The following is an 18133-nucleotide window of genomic DNA, read 5'->3' as shown; positions in this document are numbered from 1 at the left end:
GTGTCGAGTGACACCGTGCGTTATGTGGCGGGTAAAGAAGCACCGTGGAGTGATACCTGTCTCATTTCGGTTCGGCTGGTTGGTCAAAAGGCCTGGACCAATTTGCCCGTTGCGATCAACATTGCGCCGCGTGTGCCCGAGGCACAGTTGAACGCTCTCGTTCGTACGGTCATGCCGGGTGCAAGCGAGACCATCCAACTCACAGACATGGTGACGTGGCCGGGAGGGCGTGAGGGCGACCCGTCAAAGTTGCGTTTTGAGACGGAGGGTAACGGTTCCGTTTTTGAGGTGACAAAAGAGGGATCAAGGCTCAAGGTTGCCGCTCGAGCCGACGCGGCCCCTGGCTCACAGCATGTGTTCTCTGTCTCGGTGAGTGGTGCGGGAGAGTCGCGGGCACCGTTGACCGTTCGTGTTGGTGACGCGCCCAAAGACCTTCCGCGAGGTGGTAGCTTTGCGCTGCGCTGCAAAGTCGGTTCCGAGTGTGGTGCCAGCGTTATCGGCACAGCTGGAGAGCACGACCCGTTCGCAGGAAAGAGCGGTGGCGGGCTCAAGCTCGAGTCGGTCAGCACCAGATCATGCAAGGTCGGTAACTTCTCGCGGGTTGGCGAGGCGGGCGTTGCAGTTGCCTGGCCAGCCGACCGTGTCGTGGGTGGTACCTGCACGGTTGGGTTCACCGTGATCGATGCGCAGGGCCGCACAGGCACAGGATCAATCGAGTTTGACGCCGCAGGGGTTCCTGAGGCGCCCACGAGCATCACGCAGACCGCGTTCGATGCCACGAGTGTCACGTTCTCTGTAACCCTCGGCGGCCAGGCCCATCCTGAAGTAACTGGGGCTGCACTCTCTGGTCCGGGTTCAAAGACCTGCACGGAAAAGGGGCCCTCCTCGTACCAGTGTGTTGCCTCGGGGCTGGTGAGCGGAGAAAAACATAGCTTTTCTGCGAGCGCTGTAAATCAAGTTGGCTCATCGGCCGCGTCTACCTCGGTGGAAGCCTGGGCTTACAAGGCTCCGAGTCTGTCGAGCTTTACAGCAGTTGCGGTTCGTAACGCAGCGAATGAAGACCCACAACACGGCTCGGTTACACTGAGCTATTCGGGATCTGATGACGTGGTGTCCGTTGCCGTTGTTTCTAACAAGGGGCACGAGTTAGAGCTGAGCGGAAAGAAAGGCTCTCAGAAACTCGACGGCGTTGAAGTCGGAGACATCACCTTTACGGCAACACCGAAGAGCAACGTGCCGCTTCCCGGTGCAGGTAGCGGCGTAACGACTGTTGATTCGCGGCAGGACAATGTGACAGTTATGGGTGCACCGAGGCTTGATACTGTGACCCTGCAGAGCACCGGCCCACACACCGCAAAACTCGTTTTTGCCGGCGACGTTCAGGGAAGCGAACCCACCTACGGGATTAAGCTTAAGGCAGATGGTGCCCCCACGTGCGCGGATGCAAAATCTACGAGTCCGGACTTCGCGAACCTGGCACGACAGCTTAAGTATCAGGCGATCGTGTGTGTTTCGAGCGATTGGGGCCGGTCGTCGAAGCTGAGCAATGATGAGACTATCGGTGATCCGGTGGCGAAGCCCGGTGGAAACCTCACGTATGAAATCAATACTGCGGTTTCTGACCAAAGCGCTGACCCGAAGAAGGCAGAGTACAAGGTGAAGAGGGAGCCTGCCCCCGAGCTGACTGACTCCGCCACGGTACTTCAATACCGACGAAATGGTGTCAACATACCGAGTTTTGCCCTCGACCCAGGTGTCTGGGAGCAGAACATCGAAGTTCGCCAGTGCATCAACCCGGCAATTGAGGCAACCTGCTCCGAATGGGCGCCGATAACTACAGCGGGGCCAAAAACGACCGTGTCGTTGATTGCATCTGACACGAACTGCTACAACGATGCCAACAAACCCTTGACCCAGGCCGATTGGGAGAGCTTGATCACCATACCCAGCTTTATGAGGAACTCCGCCACCATCACGGCAGGCACGCCTGACGCAACTACTATCCCGATCACGGTGACCTGGAAAGATGACTTCCAGATGCTTGATGATGCTACGGTCAAGCTCTGTTACACGCCGCCACCAACCGGTCCGTAGCTAACCGGCGCCCCGATCCAACTCCCAACCACCCCAGAGGAACCCATGAACCTTCAAGCATCAGCGGCAACCCAGACCGATGCTCCCGGGCAGCTGGAGACGCTGACCGCTGACCAAACCCAGTGGGTGGCGCAGGTGTTTCGCGCGTGTGCTGGGGCGATTGAGCAGCGCATTCACGGCAAGCGTCGAGTGATTGAGCTGGTGCTGGCGAGTGTGTTCGCGGGCGGTCACGTGCTTCTTGAAGACGTTCCCGGAACGGGTAAAACCGCCCTGGCTCGTGCACTGGGCCAGGTCATTCAGGGTACGTCGTCCCGCATCCAGTTCACACCCGACCTGCTGCCCGGTGACGTGACCGGTGTTTCTGTGTTTGATCAGAAGGCGGGCCTGTTTGAGTTTCACGCCGGACCGATCTTCGCGAACGTTGTGCTTGCAGACGAGATTAACCGGGCGAGCCCCAAAACGCAGTCGGCCCTGCTCGAAGTGATGGAGGAGGGTCAGGTCACCATTGACGGCAAGTCACACGAGGCGGGTAAACCGTTCCTGGTCATCGCCACCCAAAACCCGGTTGAGCAGGCGGGTACCTATCGATTGCCCGAGGCCCAGCTCGACCGCTTCATGATCAAGACCTCAATTGGATACCCCGACGAGGCCGCGATGATTCGCATTCTGCGGGGGGAGCGATCCACACAGGAACCGCTGAAGCCAGTTGTTACGACGAACTCGATTACCCAGGCGCAGAGTTTTGTTCTGAAAGCACATGTCAGTCCGCTTGTCGCCGATTACGCAGTGCGACTGGTGGAGGCGACACGCAGGGCGAGCGAGGTGCGTCTGGGAGCGAGTGTTCGCGGCACGCTCGCACTCGTCCGCCTCGCGTCGGCTTGGGCTGTGGCCAACGGTCGCCACTACATTACGCCAGACGATATTCGAGATCTTGCCATGCCTGTTCTCGCTCACCGTCTTGTGCTCGAACCCGAGGCCGAGTTCGACGGTGTGACCGCACAGCAGGTTATTGGCCAGATCTTGCTTGACATCGCTCCTCCGCAGGAGAACGGCGTCGCGTGAACAAAGACACGTCGCGTGCACCGCTCCGGCGCACGGGCACCCAGAGCCGCACTCTCGGCACGACGCAACTGCAAGACACGGCGCTCGGGGCAATAGCGCTGCGTATTTGATGCGTCGCCGCCTGAAGCGCTTGTGGCGCCGCAACCGGCGGCAGATTTTGCGAGTTTGGAGTCGAATCTCACGCACCATCACACCCACGGGCTGGTTTGTGCTTTTTGCCACCGCGCTCGCTACGGTGTTGGGGGCGACACTTCACTGGGTCGAGGCCTGGTTTGTTTCGGTGGTTGGGCGGTGTTGATTCTGCTCGGTCTGCCATTTTTGCTTGGCAGCCGCGCGTACCTGATCAAAATAGTTGTGGATCGCATGCGCGTCGTTGTCGGTGGGGCGGTTGATGTTGCCATTGAGGTTGAGAACTCGAGTGCGCGCCCGGCATTACCCACAACCGCCGAGATGCCGGTGGGCGAAGCGCTGAGGCGGATCCCGATTCCGTTTATTGGTCCGCACGCCACTGCGGTGGTTCCAGCTGCAGTCCCAACCTCAAAGCGCGGTGTTATTGAGGTTGGCCCGGTGACCCTTTCGCGGCGAGATCCGCTGGGTCTTGTGCAGCGAAAAGTGACCTGGCGGGACCGGCACCTCATCCATGTGCACCCGCGTACGGTGTATTTACCTCTGGGTTCTGCGGGGCTCGTGCGAGACCTTGACGGTGCCGCGAGCAGGCGCTTGACGGACTCCGACCTGTCGTTTCACGCGGTGCGGGAGTATGTGCAGGGTGACGCCATGCGTCACGTTCACTGGCGTTCAACGGCAAAGACAGGCACTCTGATGGTGCGTCAGTATGAGGAATCCCAGACAGCGCGCTCGGCGATTCTGTTCGATGCAAACCGGGCAGAGTACACCAGCGACGAAGAATTTGAGCTTGGAGTGAGCGTTGCAGCCTCGCTGTCGATGCAGTCAGTTCGTGAGGGGCGTGAGCGCTTTATAGCTTCGCAGTGGGCGCCCGGGAGGCTGCGCCCGAGCGTTGATGGACTCGAGGAGCTGCCCTCGCAGACGCTCTCCCAAATGCTTGACGCCTGGGCCGAACTGGAACCCGCAGACGATGAAGCGCGACCGATCGAGTGGTTGGCGAGGGGGCTGGCCGAGTCGAGACGGCCGCTGTCGATCGTGATCGCTGTGACGGGGTCGGTGCCAGGCCCCACCCGGCTGCGTCGGGCGGCGGTGGCCTTTCCGGAAGACGTGACGGTGCTGGCGGTGCGGTGCGCGATGCTCGCCGACCCCGGTTCGACCCTGCTTGATGTCTGCACGCTGTTTACCGTTGGTGAACTGAGTGACCTGCCACAGCTGATGCTGCGGGGGTGTCTGCGTGAGCGCTGTAGTGCGCAGGCGGAGGCGACCGCGGGTGATTCCCGTGTCGCTGGTTGCCGGGGCAGCGCTACTCACTCTTGCGGCGGTTGTGCTGGGCGGTCTCGCCGCCGAACCCATTTACATGACCGGGCAGCTGTGGTGGGTTGTGGGTGCTGCTGGAGCCGGCGCTTTTGCCACCGTGTTGGCAGGATGGCGGTGGCGCTGGGGAAGCCTGACGATCGCCGCCCTGATCGTGCTGTTTGTTGTTCTTGTGGTGCCGCTGGCGGTGCCAAGCGCGTTGAACGGCGGTGCACTCGCTACTCTGCGCGGGGTTGGGGATGGGCTTGCGTCCGTCGCTCTCGGATGGAAACAACTGCTCACGCTGACTTTGCCGGTCGGTTCGTATCAGACCGTTCTTGTACCGCTGTTTGTGGTGATGCTGGTCACGGTGGCCTCCATGGGGGCGCTCGCTCTGCGTGGGGGACGCTGGGCACCGTTCGCGGCGATCCCAATGATGTTGCCGGTGCTGTTTGGCACCATTTTTGGGGCGTCCAATGTGAGTGATTCTGTGACGCTTGGTTCGCTCGAAGTGGCGGCACCGAGAGAGCTCGCACTGTGGCTCGGAGTGTTCTGCGTTGGAGCGATCTGGGTAGCCTGGTCTTCGGGCATGGCGCGTCGTGCGGCGCTTCGGCTCGGGCGGGACCCGATGTCTGACAGCACATCGAACTCACGCCAGGGCCTCGGCTCAGTGCGGCGCAACGCGGTTGTGCGTGCTGGTGTTGGTGTGCTGCTCGTGTGTGCTGCGCTGGTTGCCGGGCTGACATTTGTGCCGGTGCTCGATAATGGATCCCGCAGCGTCGCACGCGATGCCATCGACCCGGAGCTTGTCGTGCGAAAGCAGACGAGCCCCCTTGCCGGATACCGTGTGTGGAAGCGCGATGCCCTACTTGCTACCCCCGTCTTTAGCGTTTCCAGCTCAGAGCAACTCCCCGCGCGTCTGCGTATCGCCGTGCTCGACCGCTATGATGGTGTCGATTTTACCGTTGGTGATAGCGTGGCCGTAGGGCGGTTTAGCCGATACCCCAGCGGCGAATCGCTGCCCAAGTCGAGTCGGGTGCGGGTGGAGATTGATGAGGGCTACGAGGGTGTGTGGGTACCGCTCGCGATGCCGCTCGGTGGGCCGCCAAGTTTTGGTGGTAACCGGGCTAACAAACTTGCCGACAGTTTTTATGTGAACCGAGATCTGGGCAGCGCTGTTGCCGTTCCCACAACGAGCGGCCTGCGCTCGGGTGACAGCTACTCCGCCAATATGGCGGTGGTCGCCGATGCAAAACTGGGAGCCAATCCTGCCCACCCAGACCCGCAGATCGATGTTGAGAGCATGCCCGAACTCGACCGCTGGTTGCGTGTGCAGCAGCTGCCCTCGACCGGTGAGGGGCTCAGCGACGCGGTTCAGCGGCTGCGGGATCGCGGCTACCTCAGCCACTCCCTCACCAGTGAGGCGGGGGAACGAGACTGGTTGACCGCGCTCCCAAAGGAATACGGAACGAAGTTCGTGCCGAGCCCGGGCGGGCACTCGATCGCGCGCATTGAGCAGGTATTCAAGCAGCTCAATGACCAGCAGCAGGCCGCTGGTGAGCGCGCAAAAGAGAACATGCTCGTGGCCGGAATCGGTGACGACGAGCAGTTCGCCACCGCTGCCGCGCTTATCGCGCGCACAATGGGCTTCGACTCGAGGGTGGTGCTGGGTGTGCGGCTCGGCGGTGAAGACGACGGGGTGCCCGGGGTGCCGGCCTGCCAGCGGGAGTGCACGGGCGACAACATTGCCGCCTGGGTAGAAGCCCGCGGTTCAGATGGGGTGTGGGCGCCGCTCGATGTGACTCCCCAGGTAGAAATTCCACCGACCACACTCGAAGAGGGCGAGTTGCTGCCGGAATACCCGTCTGTTCCCGAGGAGCGTGACGCAACCGAGAGCGATCCGCCCGTTGGCACGAGCGACTCGGAAGCGACGGACACACCAAACAAAAACACCGATGGGTTGAGTGCTCTCTGGCCTATCATTCGGGTGATCGGCTTGAGCCTCGCGACGCTGCTGCTGATCGCGCTACCGCTGCTTTTCTTACCATTTGTGAAGCGCTCGCGCAGCCGACGCAGGCGCGGTGCAGCCTCGGCAGAAATACAGACGCTCGGTGCCTGGGACGAGGTGATTGACCTCTATGCAGACACGGGAATGAGGGTGAAGCGAACCGGAAGCCGCCGAGAAACCGCAACTCAGTTGGGTCTTGAATCGGGGGATTGGATCGCTTGGACCGTTGATCGGGCCGTGTATGCTCCCGAGGGCATAAGAGTCGAGAGTGCTCAACAACTGTGGCAGGTGGTTGACGGCGAGATTGCAAAGCGGTTGAGTGGTCTCAGCGGTTGGAAGCGACTGCGTGCGCGTTATTCGCTTGCCTCGTTTGGGGTTGGGGCATTCGGGCGAAACAGATCCACCGCGTCTTCGAAACCTCAAAAACCCTCACCTAGCAACGCACGAGTCAAGCCGATGGAGACGCAACCATGATGCAGGCGGGAGAGCTCGCGCTAGAGCTGAGTGTTGCGATGCGCACGGATACTGGTCGTCGCCGGGCCGTAAACGAAGACTCAGCGCTCGCCGCCATGCCCTGTTTTCTCGTAGCTGACGGCATGGGAGGGCATGAAGCTGGCGACCTTGCGAGCCAGGCAGCGGTCGCTGCGTTTGCGAGCGGGATCAGGCCCGACGAGCGGGCCTCAGTGCGCGCCGTGAATGAGGCGCTGGACGCTGCTCGTGTCGCAGTCAACCGTGTGGCTGAAGGGCGCGAGCGCGGTGCCGGATGCACCCTCACTGGAGTTGTGCTGGTGGAGCACGATCACGAGCTGTACTGGCTGATACTGAACGTCGGTGACTCTCGCGTCTACCTGCATCGTGGTTCAGAACTGCGCCAGCTGACGGTTGATCATTCGCTGATCGAACACGCGATGGCGGTGGGAGTGGAAGGGGAGAAGCTGCCCCCGCGCAACATCATTACGCGGGCTCTTGGATCGCTCGATAGTGTTGCCGATACCTGGTTGCTGCCGGTCGAGACTGGGGCGAGACTTCTGATCTGCTCGGACGGACTCACCACGGAACTGAGTGATGAGCAATTGCGAGCCACGCTCACCATGGGTGGGCGAGCCGAGGCCGTTGCTGAAGAACTGGTACGGCGGGCAAATGAGGCTGGCGGACGCGACAACATCACTGTTGTTGTCGTTGATGTGCTTGCTGGTGGGAGGGCTTGGCACGTAGGGTCAGACACCTCTGCTCCCGACACCTCACAAGCCGATGAGACACTCACCGTGACGCTGCCAACGAGGAGGGTGTGATGCGCGACGATGAAACCGAGGTGGGCACCGAGGTCGAAGAGACTGTCGTTGTTACCGGCATGGCGGTGAAGGATCACACCGCAGTAGTCGCCACCCCGCCAGTTGAGGAGCAGACTGTAGTTGTTGCCAACCCGATCGTTGAGCGAGCGGAACGAGCCGAAACTCAAGACGCAACGGTAGCCATGCTGAACCGGCAGCACGGCTCCGTCGCGATGCCGGTTGATGAGCCGGAGGTGGAGATCCCTGCTGATCTCGCCCAACTCATGTTCAAGCAACCGCTTGATCCACACCGCAGGGTGAAAGAGTCTCCGTTTCCGCAAACCGAGGATGCGCTCCCGCGGGTAGGGGTCCGCCAGGGCATGCCGGTCGTGTACGGCACCAGGGCCGAGCTTGATGAGCAGTATTCTGACGAGACCGCCGCACTTGATGCGAAGATCGGCCCGCCGCCCCCGAACGGGTATGTGTTTGTTGCACAGCGTGACGGTCTGCCCTCCACGGAGAGACAGAACCGCAAATACAGTCTGCTTGCGCTGGGTGGGGGTACTGCGGTGTTGCTCGTGGCCGTGTTTGGACTCTGGGGTGTGGCTCTGCTGGCCTTTGGGTAGTAGCGGATCAGACGTTTACTGTCCACCAAGGGCGATTGCGGCGGCCCTGTCGGTTTCGCCGTAGCCTTCAGCGACCTCGGCTGCCTGTTTGGCGATTGCCGCGAGGGCACCTCTTTGTGCCTCAAGGTTTCTGTATGCGCGTAGCCGAGCAGCATCGAATGCCTCGTGAGCTTGGCCGGTCCATTGCGCTGAGAGCAGGGTGAGAGAAGCGTTGAGCACAGTCAGTGTCGCGGCGATTTCTTTTGAGGCTGCCTCAAGAGAGGCGGCGCACGCTCTCAGGGAGGAGGGGGTGATTTCTATCCTGTCCATGGTGGGCGCTCTCTATCGGTATTCGATTGTGCCGGAGGTCGGGGAGGGAAAGGTCACCTCCGCGTCCCTGCGCAACTGCGCTACGAAAGCTGAGTCTGCCCCCAGCGTCTCAGCGGAGCTGTTCACGGCCGACATTGCGGCCTTGTGCTGCGCCTCGGCAATCACTGTCGTCACGAGGTCCGACAGCGCAGAAGCGGTGAGCGACTCAGCTGAGGGGGCGAATTTGACGGCGGTTACTTTTCCATCGGGCTTTGCGGTTGCGGTCACCTCGCCGCGCGGGGAGGTCGCCGTGGCAGAGATGTTCGAAAGACCGTCTGCCAGTGCCGAAACCGCTTTGTTTCTGGCTTCGGCCTCGGCAACCTGGGTTGCAATTCGTGCGCGCGCTTGCTCCAGTGCGTCTTGACTAAACTCGGTTGACATTGTTGTTCCAATCGTGTTGAGGCTGTGAATGATGATGTGCGGAGGGGGGACCAATCGCCACTCCTCACCGTTGCTTCTTGACTTCCTTTATCTTGTCGCGAAGGGCGGAGAGGTCTTCATTTACGCTGTTGGTGTCGTAGTGACCGCTGTGGTCTACTAAATCCCAGCGTCTGAAGAGCTCCGCGCGAGAGTCTGAGATGTCGATCGGGTCACCCATCAAGGTGTCAGTGGCGGTAGAACTAAAATCGTTGAAATTTACTTCGATGCGTGATGCACCAGGTTGATCGACCAGTGGCACTATGGTCTCGAGAAACGTGCGCAGCTCTTCGGTTGAAACGGTGCTGCGGTTAAGATCAACGTCAACCACAACTTCTCTAGCCAGGCCACCGGTACGCGAGTAGGCCGAAGCGCTCACGACATCATGGTCGAGGGTCTGCAAGGTTTTTGGGATGGTTGTCAGGTAACTTCCCATTTCGGGGATTGCGCAGCCGCTCGCACTCAGGCCTAGCGCGAGCAGCGCGCAGAGCATGGCGAAGACGCGGCTCTTGTAGTGCCACCCGCCGAGACGACTATCGCTGCGTCGCACTGAAGATCTGGTGGTCAATCACATCACCTCCCATCCACGCGTACTCTTTTGAAAGGTCGGCAGCCTGATCTTTGATGGCGTCAACATATTTGTCGTTGTTATGAACGGTCCAGGGCGCACTGTCCAACGGCCTCAGGGGGTTCGCCTCAGACCCGGTTGTGAGCACCCTCGTGTGAACATTTGTCATGCCTCGATTGTTCGGGTTTGTGTCTAACCCCGGCACGAGGCCGTGAAAGGGATTCGCGTCAAGCTTTGGCACAACGTCTGTGATGTACTCGAAGGCAACAACGGGAACATTTGCTGGTGGGGTGAACGTGCCGATCGGCGATCCATTGGTCACCACACCAATCGGTTTGTAGGGCAGTGTCGGGTCACTCGCGAGATTCACTGCCATGATGCCGCCCTGACTAAACCCGGTGAAGACGACCGGGTCACCCGGTTTCATGCCAGCCTCGCGCATGGCTTGCATCACAGCGCGCTCATACTGCGTTTTGAGCGCGGGGTTGTCGAGAAAGAGGGCGATGTTGTTTTTGCCGTCGTTCATCGCACCTGAACCGCCCATGTCAATCCACTCCTGAGTGGAAGGTAGTGACACGACCCAGTGTTCAGATCCGTCCTTTGCTCGCACCAGTTTGATGTCGAAGACGGTTGAGTCGCCACCGCCCATCCTGTCCGTCGTGCCGTTCACGCCGACCAGATCAGCGAGGGAGTTCAACGATTTAACCTTGTGCGCTTCCCTCCACGCCGCCACCTTTTGTTTTAATGATTCATTGGTGGGATCTGCAGCAAGGAGTCGCTCTAGTTCATCGATGTCGTAGCGCGAAACGTCACCACCATCCGTCATGAAGTCGCGCATGATCCCGCCTCCCATAAGGCCCAGCAGGCCAGTGCTGCCACCCACAATTGGCAGCATGTTCGCGACCGCGCTGCGCAAGTGCTGGTTCGCGAGTTCGATGACCGGCCCGAGCGCCCCGAGCAGTTCGATCAGCCGCTGGAAGGCGTCGAACATGTTCTGAATCAGTTCGCCGCCGGCCCGAATCAGCTCGCTTGCAGCGCTCATCAACTTCTGCAATTCCTTGAGCTTCGAGAAGGGGTTGAGAGTGAACCCGAAGAGGGCCTCAATGAGCCGGGAGAGCTGGTACAGAAAGTCGAGAATGAAGGATCGGACGGCCTCAACAATGCTTGAGGCAAGACGAGCGGCTGCAGCGGCGGAGCCCGCCCAATCGCCAGCGTCTTGCGCGACAGGGATCAGGTCGCTGTAGCGAAGCTCCAGTGTGCGAATCGTGCGGCCCTCGAGCCCATCAAGGCTGGATCTCGCGGCTTCTAGGTCTGCGGCGACAGTCCTCAGGTTGCTCTCGACGGTATCCCAAGAATCAGCAACGCTCGCGATGCTTGCGGGGTCACCGAGTAGTTCCTCCCACCAGTTCTGCAGCGGCTGGATGTAGCTCAGCGCCCAGAACGCAATCGTGGGTGGCGGACCCGTCGGAACAGTGTAGCCACCCGTTGGAATGCCGGCTGCCCAGCTCCCTCCGCGCAGTGCTGTTGCGGTGCTCATTTGATGAGCCCCTTAAAACTCGACGCGACTTCATCTTCAAAAGCAGAAAAGGCCTCCCTGGCCCCCGAAACACCCGCGTGCATTCGCTCCGCGAGCACCGCGGCCTCGGCCATGGTCGCACTTGTTTCGAGCATCATGCCATTGACCGCAGCCGCGAGAAAGGCGTTTAAGGCACCAAACGAGTTGCCGCCAACCTTGCTGGCGGCAGCCGCGACCTCCTTTTCGAGTTGGTCAGCGGCGGAGCGGAGTGTGGTGAGCTGTTTGTTGAGCACATCGTCATCAATAACAATGCGCTCAGCTGCGGTTGCCGACAAGCTTTTCCTCCTGGGTGACGGGTTGACAGGGCGACGGGGCGAATCAGTTTCCTATCGAGTTGTCTCTCGCGGGTTTTGATCCTCGACCCCGCAGCCTTCTGAGAAGCGTGAGAAGAATGACAATTCCACCGAGCCCCACCGCAATTGCGATTGCCGCAGAGGAGTCATTGCTGGGTGATTCACTGAGTTTGACTCGTGTGACCGGTGGGGGCAGCGCCGAGTCGGTGGTGTCTGCGAACGGGCTCGCCGGCCCGCGCACGCTTCGGTCGGGGCGCAGGCTGAGCGCGGCGGCCGGGCGAATGCTCCCCCAGCCAATTTGGTCATCGTTTGAGTCTTGGTTGGGGCGCTGGGCTGTCGCTTTGAGTCGATATGACCAGCCATCGGGGCCTTCATGGGGGTATGCCTGAGCAAGAAGTGCTGCGGCACCCGCGACGTAGGCCGTGGCGAAACTTGAGGTGGGCGCGTCACCCGCATAGATGCAGTCGCCTGCACCGGTCGCGGTTGTGAGTACCGACTGCGCGGGTGACGCAACGTCGATGTGCTTCCCGTGAATGGAGTCATAGGTGGGAAGCCCCTCGCTGTTGAGCGCGGTAACTGAGAGTGCCCCGGGGTAGGCGGCGGGGTAGCGGGGTGTGTCCTCCTTGTTGTCGGTGGTGTCTCGGTTTCCGGCGCTGGCCACGACCAAAGCGCCGCTTCTGTGGGCGTAATCTGTTGCGTCACGCAAATCGGGGCTGTCTTCGTCGTCGCTGAGGGCAACCACAATGATCCTGGCTCCCAGATCGACGCTCCTGCGAATGCCATCGGCGATGCGCGGGCTTCTGGCCCGAAGCCCGCCTTTTTGCTCTCGTCGTCGTTGTCTCTGAAGACCCGAATGGAAATGATGCTGGCTTCGGGGGCGATCCCAACGACGCCTGACCCGGCCTCGGGTCGGGCTGCAATGATGCCGGCAATGGCGGTGCCGTGCCCTTGCGGATCGCCCAGTCCGTCAGGGCGCTCGCCGTCTTGCACAAGCGAGGTGCTTCCCTCCGTAAATGCTGGTGCAAGCTGCGGTCGTGTGCCATCGACTCCCGAGTCGACAATGGAAACGAGTACACCCGCTCCCGTGAACCGTAGCTCACCTGGCAACGCCTCAATTGCTTTGAGTACCGGTGGGGGACCGGGAATCCGTGCCATGACGCCAGGCTTGCAATCATTGTCGGCAGCAAAAGCCGAGGGGGCTGCTGCGGGAATCAGCGGTGCTACGACGAGCATCGGCCCCGCGAGCGCGGCACCGACAACGGCCGCGGCGAACACGCGGGTGCGGTGCCGCCACGCGGTGTGAGTCCCCTCTGAATCCATCCGCCGCATCAAGACGCCTTGGGGCTTGTTCCGGCGGCTTCGGGGGTGAGCTCGGGCCCATCGGTCAACAGATGAAGCCATTCGGCGGGCATCACGGCAACATCTTTTTTCGTGTAACCGAGTCGCTCTAGACCGATGCCGAGGTCGCCCGGCACTGAATAGGCCATGCCCGTTGAGTCGATAAGGGTGAGTGCGCCCGCGGGTCCTCCGCGCACGAGTGCGCCAGTGTTCTCAGGAATGTGGACGTCGATGCCCGTGGAAGACACACTGTCTTGGTTGGACTTTGAGTTGGGCGTCGAGGCCGCCTCTGTCGAGGTGCCAGCACCAGAGAAGGTGGCCTGAGCAAGAACTGTGTGCTGCCCCTTTTTTCCACCCGAGAGAGTGGCGCACGGAAAACCGGTGCCTGGGTGAGGCGTGAGGCGATCCTTTGGCCAGTCGATGCCGCCGGCACTCTCGGTCGTCGGCAACGTAGCGAGCTCTGACGGGCTCATCTCAGACGTTTCACCGAGACCGTTTGACGCTGTGCCGAGCATGTAGAGCCGGTGGGCAAGGGGGCTGAGCGGTGCTAGTTTGCCCTCGGCCGTGATGAGGTAGCGGTCTTCCTCGGAGTTGCCGGCAGGGTGAACCACGGCACCAATGGAGAGCGAAGTGCCGGGGGCTTTTTGGCCAGCACCCTCGACCTTGAGCGGCGTGAGATCTGCACCTGTTTTGAAGAGCGCCAACCACTCGCCACGCACCTCGTGCGGTTTGACCGTGTCGAGGCCTAAGGCCCGCAGCACCGCTGTCTCTTGGCCGCGGGGCACAGCAAAACTCGTTCCGTCAGAAATGACAAACGTCTCTGCGTCTCGCACCACAACTGTGCCGGTATCGGGCCCGGCGGGTGTGCGATCCTGACCGCTGATCCAGAGTTCTGTGCTCTGTTCTGCGGCGCAGGCCCGCCACCGAGTGCCGTCAATGTCGGCGACCTTTGGGAGTGTGTCGGGGCCACCAAGGATGCCGATGGTGCCGCCGATGGGAACACCACTCAGCGAAGACTGGTTCACACTGATGACCTCGAACTCGCCCGGAGGAATAATCATGCGTGCGCTCACCGTGTTGATTACGGGGTGTAGGGTGCCGTCTGCGCTGACGTAACGCGCGCCAGTGTCTCTTGCCACAACGAGGCGGTTGTTTTCCCATCCGCTGGGCAGTCCGGGGTTCAAAAAACCGATAAACAGTCCGGCGATAATGATCATTACTGAGAGCGCGATGCCACCAAATACGGCACGCATTGGCTTTGCAGGTTCGAGTTCTTTGCCGCCGGGTGCACCACCAATAAAGGCCGAGAGTAGCCGGTTGCGGCTGAATTGTTGCGCCTCAATGAGGTCCTTTTTAGTTGCCACGGCTACACGATCCCGGCGACAACGACGCTGAGCGGCAAAAGAAGCGCCAACAAAATGACCTCGACGGTGTCTCCGAGCGTTGTGAGTCGCAGACGCACTTTGTCGCTGAGAAGTGTGAGGCCGGTGACAACGCCGGTTGCAACAAGTAGCACGACGAGCAGGATCGGGGCCTCCGCTGGGTGAGAGAGCACTGCAGTGAGCCCGCTGATCGCAATAATTGCCGTGCCGCCAGCAACCAGCACAAGAACGGAGGCTCTGCGTGTTGACTGCCGCGACTGGAACATGAAGGTCGCGCCCGTGAGTGCCGCAAGTACCGTACCCAACCAGCTTTCGCTCGCCACCACGGGTGTGCCAATCAGCACTGCGAGCGCGAAGGCAACACGCAAGGCAATGAGCAGGCGGTGGCCTCCGTTGACGCGCGCGGTCACTTTCGCCTCGTCAATTGGAGGTGGTGGGTCGAACATCTCGATGTCGCTGAGCGGCGAAACCACTTTGATGCGGGTGCTGCTGAGGGTCAGCCAGGGCAGTGCCCCCGCAAGCATGCCGGAGGCCGCGATTGCGATAGCGTAGGGGCCGGCCGGGGTGATCTCAGTGACGCCGACGATGCCCGCGGGAATGCCCAGTGCAACCCCCAGAGCGACGGGCAATAGCAGCAGTTCGAGCGGCTTCGTTGTGACCAACATTGAGAGCCCACCCACAACGATGGCTCCGACTGCCGCGCACGCAAGTGGGTAGCCCCAGAACGACTGATCTGGGCTCGCCGGTACGAGCAGGTAGCCGCATAGTGCCCCGAAAGCCGCTGCCGCGAGCCCAAAGGCAATGCCCGCGCTGTGTTGTGAAATGCGGCTGAGTGTGGCCGCGACCGCGAGCAACACAAATGCGCTCACACCGGCGATGGATGCTGGAACGATGCTGCCCGCTGGCTGCAGGGCGAGCAGGATTGCGCTGAGTCCCAGCAAGGTCAGGCTGATCGCGGTTGCGGTGTGTGCCGCATCCTCAGGTTTCCACGCGGCGTGGTGTGATGATGTTGCGTCGATGACGGCCTCAACCACATCATCGTAGCGGCGGGAAACCGAGATGAGGCCGCCGCGCGCGAGTGTGAGAATTTCGCCCTGGTCGATGTCCTGCGCAAACGCGCCACGGGTGGGGTCAAGCTCGTTGCCATTGGCCCGTGTGAGTTTGTAACCGCCGTGAAGCAGTGTTGGATCAAGCACACCGAGGCTTCGGGCGATGCCGGGAAGCACCTCGATGAGGGGGAGTCTGCCGGGGATTGCGACGTCGGTGCGACGTTCCGCGTGAACGACGGAGACGCGCACGATCGAATCGAGATCGGGGGCGGAACTGCTCACTATTGCTCTCCAGGTTCAAGTTTTTCTTGAGATTTGTTTTACCTGTATTAGGCCATACTGTCACTCATTAAGAAGTGATGCGACGAAGATTTGTCAGTTATTAACTTTGCAAAATCTACACAGGTACCTTAGCTTAATGAATGCAGGCTGTCCTTCCCTAATGGCAACTACTGTCATGGTCAGTATGCGTTGAACTAACAGCAGCCACTCCGATCTGTATTGACGAGTGCAATTTAAGGAGGCTGAATTGGCTAACACCATTTCCGCAGAAGAAGGAGCCCTACGTAAGGGGCAACAGGCCGTCGCCGATGCGAAGCAGGGTATCGACGCTCAGACCAAGGCAGTACGTAACAAGATCCAAGAAATGTCGGGTTACTGGAAGGGTGCCGCTGCCGGCGCTTTCACTCAGCTCATGAACAGCTGGGACACCGAGACGGTAAAGCTGAACAACGTGCTGATCGAGCTCGAGCGTTCAATGAAAGACACCGAAACTGACCAGGCCCAGACGGAAGACTCGCACCAGCAGGCGATCCGAAATCTCGGCGCAATGATGTCGGGTGCCTAAGCCGTCAGGCCCGGGTTTTCGCAGAAAGATTAAGGATTAAACATGCAGTCAATGTCAGTCGAGACAGCTCGAATTGATGCACTTTCGCAAGATATCGCTGGCGGCTCTAACGCCATTCAAAGCGAGCTGGATAAGCTCGAGTCTGCAGTCGGCGCGCTGCGTTCCTCTTGGAGCGGCGAAGCGCAGCTTGCCTACGACACCGCTCAGCGTCAGTGGACGGAGTCGCTCAACAACATGAAAGCGCTGCTCGATCGTATTTCGAACGGCACGCGACAGATCGGGCAAGATTACTCGTCGAGCGATTCGCGCAACGCGAACCGCTTTGGTGGCTAGTTTCCGCCTTGTGCCTTTGCGGGGCCGTGGGAGAGCTTCTCACGGCCCTGCGGTGCGCCAATAGAACACCTTCACCTTGCGAGAGCTTTGGCTCGCGAGACTAGACACAAAGATTTTTTGGAACGTTGAGCAAAACTTCGACCCCGCTTCGGCGCATTGCCCTGTTCGCCTCGGGCGAGCGGCATGACCTTGTTGTGCCAAAGGGCGATGTGCTCACGCACGCTCTCGCGGCAGCGGGGGTGTATCTGGGTGATGCGGACCAGGTACTCGGACCCGATGGCTCGCGGATTGACCCAACCACTTCTGCGGTTGATTTGCGCGAGGGTGGACTCTACTCGGTTACGCGTGCAGTCGCCTTTAGAGAGGCGTCGAATCGCCGAGTTGCGGGTGCACTCACTGCTACGCGAACGTTGCCGTGGGCCCTGGTTGCGTGCGCCACAACGGCCACGTTTATGGTGATCGTGTCGGGGGATTTGCAGAATCGTTGGGTTGCTGCCGTGGTTGTAGCGGTTGCTGCGGTGATTGTTGCTTTGACCTGGGGACTTCGTGGCACAGACAAGACCAAACTTTCGAGTGCCGCGCCGTTTCTTGTGCTTGGAGCGTTGGCCGGTGTTCTTGCGGTTCCAGTCGCAACGGAGAATTTTGAGACGCTCGTGGTTGCCGCGGGTTCTGGCTCAGCGGCTATTCTCACCGCCCTGGTCGGTTTTGTCGCGCCGGTTGCACGTGTGCGCGCCGCAGCCTCTTCAGTGGTGGTGCTCGCCGTGCTTCTCGCCGCGGCTGCACTCGCGAGTTCAGCGCTGGCCGTCGACCTGCGGCAGCTAACACTTGCCGTCGCGGGTGCGTCGGTGGTTGCGCTTAGGGCACTTCCGAGTCTGCTCGTCAACGTCGACGAGGGTTACTTTATTGATTACGGCAAATTTATGGTGTTGCGATGGACAGCGAGGGGCCGCGTGCCGGAGTACATCTCGGCGGTTGAAGAGAAGACAGTTCGGCAGCTCGTGGCAAATGCCGAAGCACGGCTGCAGGCGCTCACGCTGTTGCTCTCACTTTTTGCAGGGCTCGGATTTCCTGCCGCAACCCTGACTCTTGCGGCCCCAAACCTCATTGAGCAGATTGCAGCGGCAGCGTTTTTGGTGTTTGCGGTGCTTGGTCTTTTGCTAACGTCACGGCGCACTGTTGCGCCCGATCTGCAGAACCCCCCTCGTATCGCGGTGCTGCTTGGCAGCATCGTGTTCACCCTCATTTTTGCGATGGGCTCGTCTTGGGCATACGCTCCGCTTCTTGGGGCGGCCCTCATTGCTATTGGTGTGTTCGTGGCTGTTCTCAGTGTGTCGTTTGCGCGCGGTAACCGCTCTCTCGGGTGGTCGCGTACGGGAGACATATTTGACAGTCTTGCGATCGCCTTTGTGTTGCCAGCCGCGCTCTTGGCGGCGGGTACCCTCGAGCTGCTTCAGGGAGTGCTGAGCTGATGACTGTTTCTGCGCCCCCTTCGGCACCGCCGC

17 protein-coding genes and 2 pseudogenes are annotated in these 18133 nt (G+C 60.6%); 10 read left to right on the top strand and 9 right to left on the bottom strand.

Translation table 11 applies throughout. The features are described from left to right. The 6 genes and pseudogenes from G7066_RS13650 (at window position 1) to G7066_RS13625 (ending at window position 8480) form a co-directional block, all read left to right on the top strand. Complete coding sequence (locus G7066_RS13650; RefSeq protein ID WP_166331602.1) at window positions 1-2094, top strand: fibronectin type III domain-containing protein; 2094 nt, start codon at window positions 1-3, stop codon at window positions 2092-2094. A 45-nt stretch (window positions 2095-2139) separates the two neighbouring features. Continuing rightward, window positions 2140-3156, top strand: coding sequence for an AAA family ATPase (locus G7066_RS13645; RefSeq protein WP_166331601.1), 1017 nt, complete (start codon window positions 2140-2142; stop codon window positions 3154-3156). Between the two features lie 363 nt (window positions 3157-3519). Then, window positions 3520-4218: pseudogene (locus tag G7066_RS17605) on the top strand (DUF58 domain-containing protein); the annotation flags it as partial. A 298-nt stretch (window positions 4219-4516) separates the two neighbouring features. Continuing rightward, window positions 4517-7057, top strand: coding sequence for a transglutaminase TgpA family protein (locus tag G7066_RS13635; protein WP_244303025.1), 2541 nt, complete (start codon window positions 4517-4519; stop codon window positions 7055-7057). Continuing rightward, window positions 7054-7875, top strand: coding sequence for a PP2C family protein-serine/threonine phosphatase (locus G7066_RS13630; protein ID WP_244303024.1), 822 nt, complete (start codon window positions 7054-7056; stop codon window positions 7873-7875). The genes G7066_RS13635 and G7066_RS13630 overlap by 4 nt, the downstream gene beginning before the upstream one ends. Further along, entirely contained in the window at window positions 7875-8480 is a 606-nt protein-coding gene (locus G7066_RS13625) for a hypothetical protein (RefSeq protein ID WP_166331599.1), read from the top strand. The genes G7066_RS13630 and G7066_RS13625 overlap by 1 nt, the downstream gene beginning before the upstream one ends. Window positions 8481-8495: 15 nt before the next feature. On the opposite strand, the gene G7066_RS13620 is transcribed toward G7066_RS13625, so the two are convergent. From G7066_RS13620 to G7066_RS18030, 7 genes and pseudogenes are all read right to left on the bottom strand, one after another. Beyond that, window positions 8496-8789 carry a WXG100 family type VII secretion target gene (locus G7066_RS13620; protein WP_166331598.1) on the bottom strand — a complete coding sequence of 98 codons (294 nt, stop codon included), beginning with the start codon at window positions 8787-8789 and terminating at the stop codon, window positions 8496-8498. A 12-nt stretch (window positions 8790-8801) separates the two neighbouring features. Then, the gene (locus G7066_RS13615) at window positions 8802-9209 is read right to left on the bottom strand and encodes a YbaB/EbfC family nucleoid-associated protein (RefSeq protein WP_166331597.1); all 408 of its coding nucleotides are present in this window, start codon (window positions 9207-9209) and stop codon (window positions 8802-8804) included. 64 nt (window positions 9210-9273) lie between these two features. Then, a complete protein-coding gene (locus G7066_RS13610; protein WP_166331596.1) occupies window positions 9274-9813 on the bottom strand; it encodes a hypothetical protein in 540 nt (179 codons plus the stop codon). Further along, a complete protein-coding gene (locus tag G7066_RS13605; RefSeq protein ID WP_166331595.1) occupies window positions 9779-11350 on the bottom strand; it encodes a hypothetical protein in 1572 nt (523 codons plus the stop codon). Before G7066_RS13605 ends, G7066_RS13610 begins: the two co-directional genes overlap by 35 nt. Continuing rightward, window positions 11347-11664 (bottom strand): hypothetical protein, encoded by a 318-nt coding sequence (locus tag G7066_RS13600; protein WP_166331594.1) that lies wholly within the window; start codon window positions 11662-11664, stop codon window positions 11347-11349. The genes G7066_RS13605 and G7066_RS13600 overlap by 4 nt, the downstream gene beginning before the upstream one ends. A gap of 43 nt (window positions 11665-11707) precedes the next feature. Beyond that, window positions 11708-12472 carry a S8 family serine peptidase gene (locus G7066_RS13595; RefSeq protein ID WP_166332085.1) on the bottom strand — a complete coding sequence of 255 codons (765 nt, stop codon included), beginning with the start codon at window positions 12470-12472 and terminating at the stop codon, window positions 11708-11710. A gap of 53 nt (window positions 12473-12525) precedes the next feature. Continuing rightward, window positions 12526-12837 (bottom strand): annotated as a pseudogene (locus tag G7066_RS18030) (S8 family serine peptidase); the annotation flags it as partial. On the opposite strand from G7066_RS18030, the gene G7066_RS15350 reads away from it, so the two are divergent. Then, a complete protein-coding gene (locus tag G7066_RS15350) occupies window positions 12767-12985 on the top strand; it encodes a hypothetical protein (protein ID WP_205881583.1) in 219 nt (72 codons plus the stop codon). The pseudogene G7066_RS18030 and the gene G7066_RS15350 overlap by 71 nt on opposite strands. A gap of 25 nt (window positions 12986-13010) precedes the next feature. Here the strand turns inward: G7066_RS15350 and eccB are convergent, their stop codons facing one another. Both eccB and eccD read right to left on the bottom strand, forming a co-directional pair. Next, the gene (gene eccB / locus G7066_RS13585) at window positions 13011-14384 is read right to left on the bottom strand and encodes a type VII secretion protein EccB (protein WP_166331593.1); all 1374 of its coding nucleotides are present in this window, start codon (window positions 14382-14384) and stop codon (window positions 13011-13013) included. A 2-nt stretch (window positions 14385-14386) separates the two neighbouring features. Continuing rightward, complete coding sequence (eccD, locus tag G7066_RS13580; protein WP_166331592.1) at window positions 14387-15733, bottom strand: type VII secretion integral membrane protein EccD; 1347 nt, start codon at window positions 15731-15733, stop codon at window positions 14387-14389. 247 nt (window positions 15734-15980) lie between these two features. Here eccD and G7066_RS13575 point away from each other — a divergent pair, with 247 nt between their 5' ends. The 3 genes from G7066_RS13575 (at window position 15981) to G7066_RS13565 (ending at window position 18100) form a co-directional block, all read left to right on the top strand. After that, entirely contained in the window at window positions 15981-16298 is a 318-nt protein-coding gene (locus tag G7066_RS13575; protein WP_166331591.1) for a WXG100 family type VII secretion target, read from the top strand. Window positions 16299-16340: 42 nt separating this feature from the next. Continuing rightward, on the top strand, window positions 16341-16631 hold the full coding sequence (locus tag G7066_RS13570) for a WXG100 family type VII secretion target (RefSeq protein ID WP_166331590.1): 291 nt from the start codon (window positions 16341-16343) through the stop codon (window positions 16629-16631). 125 nt (window positions 16632-16756) lie between these two features. Further along, complete coding sequence (locus G7066_RS13565) at window positions 16757-18100, top strand: hypothetical protein (RefSeq protein ID WP_166331589.1); 1344 nt, start codon at window positions 16757-16759, stop codon at window positions 18098-18100. Window positions 18101-18133 lie beyond the last annotated feature (33 nt).

Origin of the sequence: Leucobacter coleopterorum, from assembly GCF_011382985.1 — a bacterium.
In the GTDB taxonomy this organism is placed as follows: domain Bacteria; phylum Actinomycetota; class Actinomycetes; order Actinomycetales; family Microbacteriaceae; genus Leucobacter; species Leucobacter coleopterorum.
Note: the sequence above shows the minus strand (reverse complement) of the source record. Positions and strands in the feature narration are given on the sequence as shown.

What these genes read in the sequence shown, in the direction of transcription:
- G7066_RS13645 (WP_166331601.1), top strand. Translation starts at nt 2,140, where the DNA reads ATGAACCTTCAAGCATCAGCGGCAACCCAGACCGATGCTCCCGGGCAG.
- G7066_RS13615 (WP_166331597.1), bottom strand. Translation starts at nt 9,209, where the DNA reads ATGTCAACCGAGTTTAGTCAAGACGCACTGGAGCAAGCGCGCGCACGA.
- G7066_RS13570 (WP_166331590.1), top strand. Translation starts at nt 16,341, where the DNA reads ATGCAGTCAATGTCAGTCGAGACAGCTCGAATTGATGCACTTTCGCAA.
- G7066_RS13620 (WP_166331598.1), bottom strand. Translation starts at nt 8,789, where the DNA reads ATGGACAGGATAGAAATCACCCCCTCCTCCCTGAGAGCGTGCGCCGCC.
- G7066_RS13625 (WP_166331599.1), top strand. Translation starts at nt 7,875, where the DNA reads ATGCGCGACGATGAAACCGAGGTGGGCACCGAGGTCGAAGAGACTGTC.
- G7066_RS13630 (WP_244303024.1), top strand. Translation starts at nt 7,054, where the DNA reads ATGATGCAGGCGGGAGAGCTCGCGCTAGAGCTGAGTGTTGCGATGCGC.
- G7066_RS13605 (WP_166331595.1), bottom strand. Translation starts at nt 11,350, where the DNA reads ATGAGCACCGCAACAGCACTGCGCGGAGGGAGCTGGGCAGCCGGCATT.